The organism is Ethanoligenens harbinense YUAN-3 (genome assembly GCF_000178115.2).
GTDB classification, from domain to species: Bacteria; Bacillota; Clostridia; order Oscillospirales; family Ethanoligenentaceae; genus Ethanoligenens; species Ethanoligenens harbinense.
Map to the genome: position 1 here is coordinate 1,530,331 of NC_014828.1, position 12,797 is coordinate 1,543,127.

At 53.7% G+C, this 12,797-nt stretch carries 13 protein-coding genes; 9 read left to right on the forward strand and 4 right to left on the reverse strand.

The window, feature by feature from the left end; genetic code table 11:
- Nucleotides 1–167: 167 nt before the first annotated feature.
- The 8 genes from ETHHA_RS07060 to ETHHA_RS07095 all read left to right on the forward strand — a co-directional run bounded on the left by ETHHA_RS07060 (nt 168) and on the right by ETHHA_RS07095 (nt 7,939).
- The gene (locus ETHHA_RS07060) at nt 168–716 is read left to right on the forward strand and encodes a GNAT family N-acetyltransferase (RefSeq protein WP_013485289.1); all 549 of its coding nucleotides are present in this window, start codon (nt 168–170) and stop codon (nt 714–716) included.
- Nucleotides 717–748: 32 nt separating this feature from the next.
- Complete coding sequence (locus ETHHA_RS07065) at nt 749–2,509, forward strand: ABC transporter ATP-binding protein (protein ID WP_013485290.1); 1,761 nt, start codon at nt 749–751, stop codon at nt 2,507–2,509.
- A 230-nt stretch (nt 2,510–2,739) separates the two neighbouring features.
- Nucleotides 2,740–3,888: a peroxiredoxin gene (locus tag ETHHA_RS14550; RefSeq protein ID WP_013485291.1), complete on the forward strand. Its 1,149-nt coding sequence runs from the start codon at nt 2,740–2,742 to the stop codon at nt 3,886–3,888.
- A gap of 147 nt (nt 3,889–4,035) precedes the next feature.
- Nucleotides 4,036–4,521, forward strand: coding sequence for a Cys-tRNA(Pro) deacylase (gene ybaK, locus ETHHA_RS07075; RefSeq protein WP_013485292.1), 486 nt, complete (start codon nt 4,036–4,038; stop codon nt 4,519–4,521).
- Nucleotides 4,522–4,560: 39 nt separating this feature from the next.
- Nucleotides 4,561–5,871 carry a hypothetical protein gene (locus ETHHA_RS07080; protein WP_013485293.1) on the forward strand — a complete coding sequence of 437 codons (1,311 nt, stop codon included), beginning with the start codon at nt 4,561–4,563 and terminating at the stop codon, nt 5,869–5,871.
- A 72-nt stretch (nt 5,872–5,943) separates the two neighbouring features.
- Nucleotides 5,944–6,975, forward strand: coding sequence for a M23 family metallopeptidase (locus ETHHA_RS14555; RefSeq protein ID WP_013485294.1), 1,032 nt, complete (start codon nt 5,944–5,946; stop codon nt 6,973–6,975).
- Nucleotides 6,976–7,005: 30 nt separating this feature from the next.
- Nucleotides 7,006–7,638, forward strand: coding sequence for a site-2 protease family protein (locus ETHHA_RS14560; RefSeq protein WP_013485295.1), 633 nt, complete (start codon nt 7,006–7,008; stop codon nt 7,636–7,638).
- Between the two features lie 88 nt (nt 7,639–7,726).
- Entirely contained in the window at nt 7,727–7,939 is a 213-nt protein-coding gene (locus tag ETHHA_RS07095) for a hypothetical protein (protein ID WP_013485296.1), read from the forward strand.
- 59 nt (nt 7,940–7,998) lie between these two features.
- On the opposite strand, the gene ETHHA_RS07100 is transcribed toward ETHHA_RS07095, so the two are convergent.
- The 3 genes from ETHHA_RS07100 to ETHHA_RS07110 all read right to left on the reverse strand — a co-directional run bounded on the left by ETHHA_RS07100 (nt 7,999) and on the right by ETHHA_RS07110 (nt 10,972).
- Nucleotides 7,999–8,505 carry a GNAT family N-acetyltransferase gene (locus ETHHA_RS07100; protein ID WP_013485297.1) on the reverse strand — a complete coding sequence of 169 codons (507 nt, stop codon included), beginning with the start codon at nt 8,503–8,505 and terminating at the stop codon, nt 7,999–8,001.
- Nucleotides 8,506–8,577: 72 nt separating this feature from the next.
- The gene (locus ETHHA_RS07105) at nt 8,578–9,777 is read right to left on the reverse strand and encodes an ABC transporter permease (protein WP_013485298.1); all 1,200 of its coding nucleotides are present in this window, start codon (nt 9,775–9,777) and stop codon (nt 8,578–8,580) included.
- Nucleotides 9,770–10,972 carry an efflux RND transporter periplasmic adaptor subunit gene (locus ETHHA_RS07110; RefSeq protein WP_013485299.1) on the reverse strand — a complete coding sequence of 401 codons (1,203 nt, stop codon included), beginning with the start codon at nt 10,970–10,972 and terminating at the stop codon, nt 9,770–9,772. The genes ETHHA_RS07105 and ETHHA_RS07110 overlap by 8 nt, the downstream gene beginning before the upstream one ends.
- Nucleotides 10,973–11,176: 204 nt before the next feature.
- Here ETHHA_RS07110 and ETHHA_RS07115 point away from each other — a divergent pair, with 204 nt between their 5' ends.
- Nucleotides 11,177–11,356, forward strand: coding sequence for a hypothetical protein (locus ETHHA_RS07115; protein ID WP_013485300.1), 180 nt, complete (start codon nt 11,177–11,179; stop codon nt 11,354–11,356).
- A gap of 25 nt (nt 11,357–11,381) precedes the next feature.
- Here ETHHA_RS07115 and radA read toward each other — a convergent pair whose 3' ends face one another.
- Nucleotides 11,382–12,767 carry a DNA repair protein RadA gene (gene radA / locus ETHHA_RS07120; protein WP_013485301.1) on the reverse strand — a complete coding sequence of 462 codons (1,386 nt, stop codon included), beginning with the start codon at nt 12,765–12,767 and terminating at the stop codon, nt 11,382–11,384.
- Nucleotides 12,768–12,797 lie beyond the last annotated feature (30 nt).

The window sequence follows — 12,797 nt, forward strand, 5'->3', positions numbered from 1 at the left end:
AGCGGGGAACGGCCATGGACGATATTCTGAGAGAGCATACGAACTTCCCAATCTGTTCGACGATTATGACCACTCGGATTATGGTCGTCTACAAGGCGACGCGCCCGCGTGTATCGGCCGCCGGAGTGGTGAAACCCGCTTAAAGTACCGGCAGGGAGGAACTGGAAATGAGAACACCGATTCTGGAGACCGAACGGCTTCTGCTGCGGCCCCTGACATCGGCAGATGCCGGCGCGGCGTTTCACAACTGGTCCGGCGACCGGGAAGCAACGAAATATATGCGGTGGGAACTTCATCAGACTGTCGAGGACGCACGGGCGTGGCTTGCCAGAGAAGAAAAAAACGTAATGAGCGACACCGCTTACAATTGGGGCTTCGTGCTGAAAACAGCCGGAGAACTGATCGGTTCCGGCGGACTTTTCTATACGCGCAAACACGATATGATGGAGCTGGGGTATATTCTGGCGCGCAGCCAATGGAAACAGGGACTGGCTACGGAGGCGGCGCGGTCCATCGTAGAGTTTGCAAATCATACCTTGCGTCTGTCGCAGCTCTTTTGCTGCCATGCCGTTGAAAATACGGCTTCCGGTAATGTAATGCGAAAAGTGGGCTTTGTGTATCAAAACGACGGGATGTACTCCAGTTTTGACGGCAAACGGATGTTTCGCTGCAAAGAATACGTTCTACGCTTTGCAGACGCCGAACCACCGTGCTGATTTTATACTGAAAGATAGAAAGTGGATACACCATGCATGTTTTAAAAAAATTTTTATCCTACTACAAACCTTACCGCAAACTTTTCTACACCGACATGCTCTGCGCTGTACTGGCCTCGTCTGTGGATCTGGCGTTTCCGTTGATCCTCAGCTATCTGGCCCGCAATATTTTCAATAAAAGCCCGGATCAGATCCTGCACACGATTGCCATTGTGTGTGCGGCATTGCTGGGCATGTATGTCCTGCGTTATTTTTGCCAGTACTACATCACCTCCTGGGGGCACATCATGGGGGCGCGGATGGAAAGCGACATGCGGCGCGACCTGTTTTACCATTTACAGCGCCTGTCCTTTTCCTATTACGACCGCAACAATACCGGGGACATGATTTCCAAACTGGTTTCCGACCTGTTCGACATTTCGGAGCTTGCCCATCACGGCCCCGAGAACCTGTTCATTTCGCTGCTGAAAATGGCGGGGGCATTCGTTATTCTGCTCACCATCAATGTGCCGATGACACTCATCCTTATGGTTGTCACGGTGCTGATGCTGATCTATTCCTTTGACCAAAACCGGAAAATGCGTGCGGTCTTTTACGACAACCGTGTGAAGATTTCCGGCATTAACGCGCGGGTGCAAGACAGTCTGTCCGGTATCCGCGTAGTCAAATCCTTCGCCAATGAAGAGATCGAAAAACGCAAGTTTGACGAGAGCAACGACCATTTCTTCCTTTCCAAGTCCGACAGCTATCACTCCATGGGGCGCTTTTTCGCGGGCAATGAATTCTTCGAGGGCCTGTTATACATCGTGGTTCTGGCGGCAGGCGGTTTTTCCATTGTCAACCACACCCTGCGCATCTCCGACCTCCCCATCTATATCCTGTATATCAACATCTATACCAACCCCATGGAGCTGCTCATCAATTTTACCGAGCAGTTCCAGAAAGGCTACGCAGGGTTCAAGCGATTTCTGGGCGTGGTGGAAACTGAGCCGGAGATCGTCCAAAAGCCCGATGCGAAGCCGTTGACACATGTAAAAGGCGATATCGAATACCGTCACGTGTCCTTTGCCTATCATCAAAAAGAAGGCAATGTGCTGGAGGACATCAACATCCGCATCCCGGCAGGGCGCACCATCGCACTGGTCGGACCTTCGGGCGGCGGGAAAACGACCCTCTGCTCTCTGCTGCCCCGCTTTTATGAGGTAAGCGGTGGCCGCATCACCATCGACGGTACCGATATCCGCGATATCACCTTGTCGTCGCTTCGCAATGCAATCGGCATGGTGCAGCAGGATGTATATCTCTTTGCGGGCTCCATCCGTGAAAACATTGCCTACGGCGATCCGGAGGCGGGCGATGCGGAAATCGAAGAGGCCGCCAAAAACGCCAATATCCACGACTTCATCCTCTCCCTGCCAGATGGATACGATACCTATGTGGGCGAGCGCGGCGTGCGGCTTTCGGGCGGGCAGAAGCAGCGCATTTCGGTTGCGCGGGTCTTTTTGAAGAACCCGCCGATTCTGATCCTGGATGAGGCTACGTCGGCGCTGGATAACGAGAGTGAGCGGCACATCCAGCAATCACTGGAAAAACTCTCGCAAAACCGTACCACCATTGTCATCGCTCACCGCTTGAGCACCATCGAACACGCGGATGAGATCGTTGTTATTACCGACGCGGGCATTGTGGAACGCGGTACCCATAAAGACCTCCTCAAAAGCGGCGGAATCTATGCCCGGTATTACAATATGCAGTTCGAGGGATTGGAACAATCAGAAGGGTTTTACATGTAAAGGCTTTTAGCTTTCCATGCCTGTCAACCCCGTTGTTTCGGCTTTTTTATGAATAACAGGGTTGTTTTTTTATGAAAACAAGCGTTCAAATCCGATCTTCCCGCATAGACTGAAACAGTGCAGGCACGGCGGTTCGTCCATGCCTCTGCCGGGGCGGAACGGTTCCGCGATGCCGGTTCGCGGACGTCATCTGTCCATCTGTTACGCCGTTTATGTCAGGAGGATATGCAATGGATACTGCCACCTTGCCTCGTATCGGGGAGAAAGCGCCGGAATTTCAGGCGCAGTCTACCCACGGCATGATTTGTTTTCCTGCGGATTTCAAAGGAAAGTGGGTCGTGCTGTTGAGCCATCCAGGCGCTTTCAATCCGGTCTGCGCCAGCGAATTTCAGGAAATGGCGCGTTTGCAGAACCAGTTTGCCGAAAACAATTGCGCGTTGGTCGCATTTTCACCCGATTCCGCTGAAGCGCATGCCGCGTGGATGCGGGAATTGGAAAAAGATGCGCCCGGCGGCGCGGAAACTTTCGCCGGCATACCGCTTGTGGCGGATGACGGAGGCGTAATTGCCCGGCAGTACGGCGTGCTGCCGCAAGGCGCCGCACGACCTGTTCGCGGTGTGTTTTTTATGGATCCCCAAGCGACCATCCGCGCGGTTTTGCTCTATCCACGCGGTGTTGGCCGGAGCACGGGGGAAATTCTCCGTCTGCTGCTCGCACTGCAGGCGTTTGAAGCGGACGGCATGCCCATACCCGCAAACTGGGGGCCGGAAGCGAAAGGCGCTATCCGTACACCGCAGCCCAATACCGGCGACGGCGCCACGCAGTCCATGGACAGTCATCAGATTCTCGCCGCACAGGAAAACAGTTGGAGCTTTCAGGCCGAACCGATATCTGTGCAGCCGGAACCGCAGGTCACACCGGATGCAGTGTCCCAGCCGGGATATGCTGCCGCAGAAGCGGTTCCCGATACGCTTTCCAATTCCGCTTTCGCTCAGGAAAGTCCCAAACCGCCCGTGGGCAATGCAAAACCTTCCCGGCAGCAGCTTCTGCACCCGGTCTCCCAGTCTGCCTGGGATGCATTGGCTCAGGCGCAGCCGCAGATGCTTGCGCCGGAGCAGGCGCTCCGGCAAGACGCTGTGCCGTCGATTTCTTCTTTTGTACATACTAACGCAAACGCTGCGTTTAAACCTTCTGCGGCAAAGTCCGATCCGTCTGTGCAGACGGGCAGCCAACCGGCACCGACAAAGACCGGAGGGAGCATTGCCGACCAGAATCGCCGGCTTCTTGGCGATCTGCTGGATAAGGAAGACGCCGAAAACGGCGACTCGCCGGATGGGCGGGATTATCTCATTATGCGGGATTTTCCGTATAAAAAATAGAATGCCGGTACAACAAATAGGCAGGGCATGAAGCACGGTCAGGGTGTTTCATGCCCTGTTTTTTATATTCCGGCGGTTTCTTGCGCAGATAAAGCAGGACGTGTTATAATATGATTGGAAGTTTTTACATTAAAGAAGTGATCCATGATGAAAACCAATGTGATGCGCATGTTGGACAAAGCGCATATTTCATATGAAACGGCAACCTATGTGTATGACGAAAAAGACCTGAGCGGTGTACACGCCGCCACACAGGTGACAGTCATTACACCTGAACAATGTTTCAAAACGCTGGTGGCGCGCGCCGACCAGAACAATCTGTTCGTATTCTGTATCCCTGTGGCAAAGGAACTCGACCTGAAGGCGGGGGCTTCCGCATCCGGACAGAAGCGGATGGAACTGATCCATGTCAAGGAACTGCCGGTGTTGACAGGCTATCTGCGCGGCGGATGTTCCCCCATAGGCATGAAAAAAAACTATCCGGTATTCATCGATCAAACCGCAATGCGGTTTGATCGGATCGGTGTCAGCGGCGGACACCGCGGCGTGCAAGTGATTCTTGCACCGGATGCGCTGGCCGGATTTGTGCAGGGGCAGTTCGCGCCGCTCACCCGGGCAGACGGGGCGCAGTAAAACGGAACAACACATAACCAACGATAAGGCAGGGAACAGATGCGGCAATTTCATCACAATCAGCGCCATTTCCAACAAAGCGCTTCACTGCCGCGTATCAGCGCACAGGCATGGGATATCGAGCAATATGCGGAATGCGCCGTTCAGAAAAGACATGACGGGCAGGTACGCTGCGCCGTATATTTTCGGGGCAACCTGAAGCTGGAACGGCTCAAACGGGCCGTTCTGCTCTCTTTGCACGCACTGCCGCAGTTGCAGGGTCGATATATCCCGGATGACAATCTGCCATATTGGCAGATCCATGATTCGGATATTTCGGATCTGTTCAGTATGGTCACCACTAATTGCACCGACGATGAGGTGATGTCCTTTTTATCAGACAGGACGGACGGTTTCCGCGGCCCGCAGATCCGGTTCAAACTGGTGCGCGGACAGGCGCGCGATACGCTTTGCATCATCCTCAACCGCATGATTTGCGATGAAGCCGGCATGAAGGAATATCTGTATCTGCTCGGGCACATTTATTCCGACCTGCATGCGGCATCTTTTCAAGCCCCGCAGCCTGAAAAACTGTATATGCAACGTGTATTGCGCGCTCTGCCGCCTATTGCCCGCCTAAAGGCTGCTTTTCGCCGCCAGCCGGTGCTGAATATCCCGGCCGTGAAGCAATCGTTCCCTTTGAGTGGGGTGGCGGAAGTCCCATTTATTGTGACCAACACCCTCCCGGTCAGCCGCTATCAGGCGCTTGCACGCTTTGCCGTCTACCGCCATGTGGGCGTGGACGAAGTGTTGCTGACGGCATATATTCGCGCGGTCTATGCCATGCTGCGTGAGCGGCCTGGTGGGCCGTTCCCCGTTGTCTGCCAGACCGACCTGCGGCGCTTTCTGCCTTGGGGAACCGGCCGCGCGGCCTGCAGTCTGTCACTGCCGCTCTTGTTCGTTTCACCCGCAAAATTGCCTTCCGATTTTCATCAGACCCTGATGCTGGTACATAACCGCCTGTCCATGCTACACACATTATCTGCCGTGATCGAAAATGCCAAAGCACTCGGATATTTTCCGTTTTCCGCCAAACATGCGCAGGAGCATCTGGCATCGGTCAGCCTGCCGCATTACCTGTTCAACCACATCGGAAAAATAGACGGATCGCGTTTGGTATTCGGCGATGTGGACATCAACGATGCCTATATCACCGGCCCGATCTACAATCAGCCGAATATCGCGCTGCACACAACGGTATATGAAGATTCTCTTACGCTCAGCTGCAACCTGACGGGAACGAGGGATGACTGGGCTACCTGCAAATATTTCCTGGCGCTTCTGATTCGTGAACTGCCCACCGAGCCTTGACCGGCAGCTGCAAAAACTGCGTGGACTATCTCTCCCTGCTTCTGCATATGTTTTGACGGGGAGGGAAGCGGTATGATGGACGATGAAAACGGTTTGCGCAACAGGCAACGGGAATACGAGAGACCCTATCCGCGCCCATATACGCGTGAAACCATGCGCGGGAAGGGAAACAACCGGAACAGAAGCCACGCGACCCAGCCGAAGGGAACCCAGCCGAAGGGAACCCAGCCGCATGTACTGGGCGTGCAGATTGTGATTTGCGTCCTGTCCCTGCTGGCCGTGCTTGCTTTACATATTGCCAAAAGCCCGGTGGACCAGACGATGCGTCAGGCGCTGAATAAAGCACTGACCAGCCAGTTAAATCAGAAAGAGCTGGCCGGGCAGATTTCACAGGTAATGAAGCGTTTGCAGATTGGGTTGCCGGATGTCAAGAGCGTATTCAACACATCGTCTAGAACCGTTTCCGCAGGCAGTTCAAAACCTGTCTCATCTTCCTCCGCGTTGTCATCTTTGGCTTCTTCCGTTTCTTCTTCGGCTGTCGCTTCCCAGAACACGTCTTCATCCGGTGCATCTCAACCTGCGGAAAATCCCACAAGTTCTTCCGTCTCCGCCTCCCTGAGCGGAGAGGGAGGAGCGGACCTGACGGTGCAGCCGACAGGAAGTGTATTGGTACCGCCCGCCTCTGTCAGTCTGGGGCCGTACCTGCTTTCGGCACAACCCGTCTGGCCGGTACAGGGGCGTATCACATCCCCTTTCGGGTTCCGTATCAACCCGGTGACCCATAAGCACAGTTTCCACACCGGCATGGATATTGCCGCGCCGAAGGATACGCCGATTTCTGCGGCTCTTCCGGGTGTTGTGAAGCAGGCCGGGCAGTCGGCGGACTACGGGAATTTTTTGCTGATCGATCACGGCGGCGGAGTGGAAACCTTTTACGGCCATTGTGACCAGTTGCTTGTGGGGCAGGGGACGCCTGTCAAAATAGGGGATACCATCGCTAAAGTGGGGAGCACCGGGCTATCCACCGGCTATCACCTGCACTTTGAGATCCATATCGACGGCGTCTGTGTTGACCCTGCCCGTGCGCTAGGCGCGCAGGTGTAAAACCAGACGGGTAAAGTCGGGAGCTATTGCATGAAAACCTGCAGGGTGACGTTCAGCGTTTATTTTCTGGTGTTGCTTACCTGCATGCTTGCACTGGATTCCACCGGGCTGACGGCATTAGCGCTGTTCTGTGCGGCTATACATGAACTGGGACATTTTTCTGTGCTGCTGCTGTTTCATGTCCGTGTCCGCGCTATCTCGTTCCATATGTTTGGTGTGGATATCAATGCAGATGAAAGCAGACGCCTTTCGTATGGGAAAGAAGCTGTGCTGGCACTTGCAGGCGTGGCGGCCAACTTCCAGCTCTGCGCTGTGATGCTGATATGCTGGCGCCTGCATTTCTGGATGGGCCCGGCGCAGGCGATCTTTACCGTAAGCCTGTTCCTGGCGCTTTTCAACCTGTTACCCGTAGGCAGTCTGGACGGCGGACGGGCGCTGGAAGCGTTGCTATGCGCACACGCCACACCACAAATGGCGACGCGCATCCTTCAGATATGCTCTGTTTCCATTTTGCTGCCTGCGGGTACATTCGGTTTCTGGTTGCTTATCCATGCGCAAAATGTCACATTGCTGGCGGCCGCTGTTTACTTGACCGTATCCTTGATATGGCACGGTGGAAACACTGGAAAATCGTCTGAGCGACGAACAGCCGGAGTGCGTTGATTCTGTCTGATTGTCTGATTTTTCCGTATTCCTATTGCCCTTTGCCATGCATTCGTGTACAATTTGTATGAAAAGGGGGGTGGTTTGCATGCTTTCAAAGGAAATATTAAAAAATTATGCCGAGTTGGAATGTGAAGAAATCAGCGGAACACGTGACTTGAATCGGCTGAGTAACGAGGAACTGATTGATGTGGTCATCCGCTTAATTATGAAAACCGCAAACGAGCAGTTGGACATTGCAAAAATATCCAATATAGTACACGATCAGTTGCGCAAGGCATCCCGGTACAGTGATTATTGATATTGCATCGCTTCAAAATAACCGGCCGTCCTTCGAAAAAGGACGGCCGGTTTGTGTATTCAAATAAATTTCTGTAAAATCACAAGATCCAAATAACGCCCGAATTTATAGCCCACTTCCTTTAAACAGGACTGCATCATATAACCAGAGCGCTTAAACAAACGGATGCTTTCCGTATTTTCATGGCACACAAGCGCAAGCAGTGTGTGCACACCGGCGTTTTTGGCCAGCGGCTCCAGCATCTGAAGTGCTTTTGAGCCGATACCGCATCCGGCATATTCATTTTTAAGATAAATGCTGATTTCCGCTGTTTTTGAAAAGGCTTCGCGCTCCCGATATTTATGATAGGATGCATATCCACACAGTTCACAGCCTGCAAAAATGGAAAAACTGCGATAACCGGCATTTTCCGGTGTAACAAGCGCTCGCATCTCATCAATACCAATTTCCGCAATCTGAAAGGTTCCGGTAGAGTTCCGTATGTAATACAGGTAGATCTCCAACAATCCGGAGATATCCCGTTCTTGAACGGGTCGAAATGTGATTTGTTCTTCGTGCACGTGCATCTGGTATAGTTCCCCTCCCCTCAATTATACAAAATTTTTATTTTGTATAATTGTATTTGTATTTGAACTTCTCTATTCGCAGCGAAGCGCATCGACCGGATTCAGATTCGAGGCCTTCACCGCCGGGTAAACACCGAAAACAACACCGATGGACGCTGAAAGCAACGTACTGAACAGCACAGACTGGATGGTCCATGCAAATGGCATATGCATCACCACCGTGGCGGCATATGCCAGCAAAAGTCCCGCCGCCAGGCCAATCACACCGCCGAGTATGGAGATCCCCAATGCCTCGAATAAAAATTCCAGTAAGATCGCGCTTTTGGGTGCCCCAATGGCTTTTTTGATACCGATCTCTCGTGTACGTTCGCTTACAGACATCGTCATCACCGTCATAATTCCCAACCCGGCAACTACCAGAGAAATTCCGCCCACCGCGGATATAATCAGCGTAATGATATTCAGCACATCTGAAAGTTGCTGCCTCTGCTTGAACATATTCATAGCCACATAGGTATTTCCGGAACCATCTGTGGAAAGGGCCGATACGATCCGGTTGCCAATCAGATCATTGTTGCTTTCAGAATAGGTCTGTACAGCAATCTGATCGTATCCGTCCTCGCCCCGCAGATTTTCAGCGGTTGTATAGGGTATATACAGAAAACTTGGAATATAGTTGCCAACCAGATTATAAAACATGCCGCTCCCGTTTGCAACGATTCCTTTAATTTTCATGGTTGTGCTTGTGCTGTTGACAAACACCGTGATGGTTTTGCCGACGATGTTGCTGCGTTTATATGCAGCACGCGCGAAAGCGTCCTCCACCAGACAGACATTGGCGGCATTCTGAACATCGGACTTTGTCAGCATACTGCCATACAGCAGATGTACGGTCTGCATCTGGCGCGCCTGCTCTCCAATACCCCAGATCAGCGCCTGCTTTTGCACATTGCGGATCTGCGCGCCGCCCATCTGCATGATGATCGGCATGACCGCTTTCACACCTTTGACTTGTCTACTTTTCTGCACATCAATGTCATGCAGTGCGGACTGGCTGGACACGGCGCTGGCAGCCTGGATATTCAGCCCGTCCATTCCCAGGCTGTTCAGCTGCGATGTGATGGCATTGCGTCCGCTTTCACCGATGGAGGAAATTAAAATAACAGATGCCACACCAATGACGATGCCCATGATCATCATGCCGGTGCGCAGCGGTTTACGCCCCAGATTGCGAACCGCATTGTGCAGCAGGTCGTTCAGGAAATCAAACATGACGAACCCCCTGCACCGAGACGGGCGTTCCGGAGCGCAGAGACGACGACGGTGCAAGTACCACTTTGTCGCCGCCCTGCAACCCGGAAAGCACCTGTACGGTTGAAGGAAACTCGGCTCCTGTCCGAATGTTCTGGCGGTAGACCCAGTGTCCGCGCAGCACGAAAACATACTCCTGCCCTGCGTCATCCTGCTGTACTGCTTCATATGGCACGGACAGTGTTTTGGGGTTCACATTGGTGGTGATACTTGCCTGAGCAGACATATCCGGCAGCAGGTTTTTGTCCGGTTTGGCAACCCGGATGAGCACATCCACCACATTGCGCGTCCCGCTTGCATCGGATACGCTGTGCGCCGCCGGAAAAACCTGCGTGACCGTTCCCGTATAACGCCCCCCTGCCCCAGACCCGGCAGCTGACGCGGAGATCTGCACGTTCTGCCCGGTATGCACCTGCGAAATATCGGCCTGCCCCACCTGTGCGCGCAGATTCAGTCCGCTCAGATCACTGATGACCACCAAGCTCGTTGCAGGCGCGCTAAAACTGCCTACGGCGGCGTTTATCTCCGTAATCACACCGGAGATCGGCGCTGTGATCTGGCTGGGTATCTGCTGCTCCAACGCGCTTTCCGCGGCACCGCTGCCGGATGTGCTTTGCGACAGCTGCGAGGAAAGCGCGGATTGCAGTTGTGCAGCCGTGCCAGCGCCGGTATATTGTTGATATTGCTGCAAAAGGGCGTTCATGCTTTCGGAATTGCCGGACGCACTTTGCGCTGTGCCGGGCATCCAGTCACTGATGGCCTGACGAAGGCGTTCGGCCGCATCGTCGGAGGATGTTCCGGCGGTATCCCCGGAATTGGAGGAATTGCTGGCGGCATTGTCATTCTGGTTTTGTGCGGACTGCGCGGAAGCAAACGCCGCAATCGACTGGTCACGGTCGATATCCATCAGCACCTGCCCCGCATGGACCGTATCCCCAACCGCCACACGGATCGCCGTCGGCTTGATGGGCAGCCCAAAACTGACGGCCTGCTCCGCTGTCGGCTGGATGGTTCCGGAACACTGCACCTGTGTTTGATAGGTACCCATGTGCACTTGCGCCAGCATCACATTTTCGCCGCTCCATGTTTTGGCGGAAACGGTCGGAAAAACAAAAATCCATGCGATGACGGCAGTCGTCGCAGACAGCAGTAACATCCATTTTTTCATCCAGACACCGGCCCCAATCCATCAACAGTCCAACACTTCCTCTTTGTTGATAGTTTGGCAATTAAAAATAGATTTATCCGTATTTTGGAGCATCGTCGGATGATTTTTCTGCAGCGTACCGGAATAGGACGGAGGCTTTCAGAAAATACTAAAAAAAATAGAATCCTGAAACATTAGGCAGAGGAGATCACTATGAGCCTGATACAGTGCACCAACGACTGCAAATTTCAAAAAGACGGATACTGCAATCTGGAAAAAGCAGGGCTCTTATCCGATACATCCTGTTCCGGTGAAAAAAAGGACTGCCTGTATTACCAAGCCAGGCAGCCACAGACAGCAGCGTACACACCGCAGGAACCCGGACGGCTCTAAGCTGTATCCCCTGCCCTGCTCCCAATCAAGAAGAAAAAGCGACGGCGATCACCTGCTTAACGGTTTTGCAGCGGATGACTTGAATGTGCAGCGATTCGTGCGTCCGCAAAACGGCATCTTTCGCCACAAACACACGTTGAAACCCCATGCGGTCGGCTTCCTTGACGCGCGATTCCAGCGAGGGAACTTTCTTCAGTTCCCCGGTGAGTCCCACATCCGCGATAAACAGCGTATCCCCCGCAATGCCTTTGTGAAAGACCGACGAAACGATACTCATGATGACACACAGGCTTACGGCGTTTTCCGAGAGCCGCAGGCCCCCGGTCGTTTTCAAAATCACATTTTTATCGAACAGGGTGATGTCCGCACGCTGTTCCAAAATGGAGACCAGCGTGTTGAGCTGGTCACGTTTCAGGCTTTCCCCTATGCGCGTGGGATACGGTGTGAACGAGCGGGACACCAAACTTTCGATCTCCACGATGATGGGGCGCGACCCCTCACGCACCACCGTGAGTGCGCTGCCGGAAACGGTCTCCCCTGTTTCCCGTTTGGTCATGAAATAGGCGGACGGGTTGTCGATGGAAACCAGACCGGATTCGGTCATCGAAAAGAAACCCATCTCACCGGTGCTGCCAAAACGGTTTTTGGAACAGTAAAGCGAACGAATCTCTTCGCCGGCGCTGCTGTCCATCAGTAGTACCGTGTCCACCATATGCTCCAGCGCGCGCAGGCCAGCCAGTTCATTTTCCTTGGTCATTTGCCCGATCATGATAATGGCGCGCGGTCTGGCTGGATCTTTTGCGGTGTGCAGCAATTCGCCCGCGCACTGCATGGTCTGTGTGGGCGAGCCCGGCCTGGAATCCACGCCGTCCATTACGAATGTCTGGATACTGTCGGTCACGACAAAATCCGCGTCGATCGCGTCAATGTGCCGCAGGACATTATTCATACTGGTATCCGAAAGAATCCAGAGATTATCGTTGACGCCGTTCAGAATGCGATCGGCGCGGCGTTTGATCTGGGAGGCGCTTTCTTCGCCCGATGCATACAGCGCCTTGCAGCCCTGCTCGGCAAGATCTTCTGCAATCATCAATGCAAGAGAGCTTTTGCCGCAGCCCGGCGGAGAAGATAGAATGGTTAAGGAATCACGGATCAGGCCGCCTCCCATCACGCGGTTGAATTCCTGTATCCGTGTCACCAGGCGGTCGCTGTTGCCGGTCTCCACTTCGGACAGCCGAGCGGCCGATACCCCCGGGCGGCTGAGAGATGCAGCTGTGCGCGACGCACTGGTAGGTGCAGGCGCCGCTTCCTCCAGCGTGTTCCATTCGCCGCAGGCGGGGCAGCGCCCCACCCATTTGGATTCCACATGCCCGCAGCTGCTGCATACATATTGCGTCCTTACTTTTGCCATATGCGCCCCCCTTTTTCGTCCTTTCTGTTG

Coding starts and splice junctions, on each gene's coding strand:
- ETHHA_RS07100 (WP_013485297.1), bottom strand. CDS start 8,505: ATGCACGTGCACGAAGAACAAATCACATTTCGACCCGTTCAAGAACGG.
- ETHHA_RS07095 (WP_013485296.1), top strand. CDS start 7,727: ATGCTTTCAAAGGAAATATTAAAAAATTATGCCGAGTTGGAATGTGAA.
- ETHHA_RS07105 (WP_013485298.1), bottom strand. CDS start 9,777: ATGTTTGATTTCCTGAACGACCTGCTGCACAATGCGGTTCGCAATCTG.
- ETHHA_RS07060 (WP_013485289.1), top strand. CDS start 168: ATGAGAACACCGATTCTGGAGACCGAACGGCTTCTGCTGCGGCCCCTG.
- ybaK (WP_013485292.1), top strand. CDS start 4,036: ATGAAAACCAATGTGATGCGCATGTTGGACAAAGCGCATATTTCATAT.
- ETHHA_RS07065 (WP_013485290.1), top strand. CDS start 749: ATGCATGTTTTAAAAAAATTTTTATCCTACTACAAACCTTACCGCAAA.
- ETHHA_RS14555 (WP_013485294.1), top strand. CDS start 5,944: ATGATGGACGATGAAAACGGTTTGCGCAACAGGCAACGGGAATACGAG.
- ETHHA_RS07115 (WP_013485300.1), top strand. CDS start 11,177: ATGAGCCTGATACAGTGCACCAACGACTGCAAATTTCAAAAAGACGGA.
- ETHHA_RS14550 (WP_013485291.1), top strand. CDS start 2,740: ATGGATACTGCCACCTTGCCTCGTATCGGGGAGAAAGCGCCGGAATTT.
- ETHHA_RS07080 (WP_013485293.1), top strand. CDS start 4,561: ATGCGGCAATTTCATCACAATCAGCGCCATTTCCAACAAAGCGCTTCA.
- radA (WP_013485301.1), bottom strand. CDS start 12,767: ATGGCAAAAGTAAGGACGCAATATGTATGCAGCAGCTGCGGGCATGTG.
- ETHHA_RS14560 (WP_013485295.1), top strand. CDS start 7,006: ATGAAAACCTGCAGGGTGACGTTCAGCGTTTATTTTCTGGTGTTGCTT.
- ETHHA_RS07110 (WP_013485299.1), bottom strand. CDS start 10,972: ATGTTACTGCTGTCTGCGACGACTGCCGTCATCGCATGGATTTTTGTT.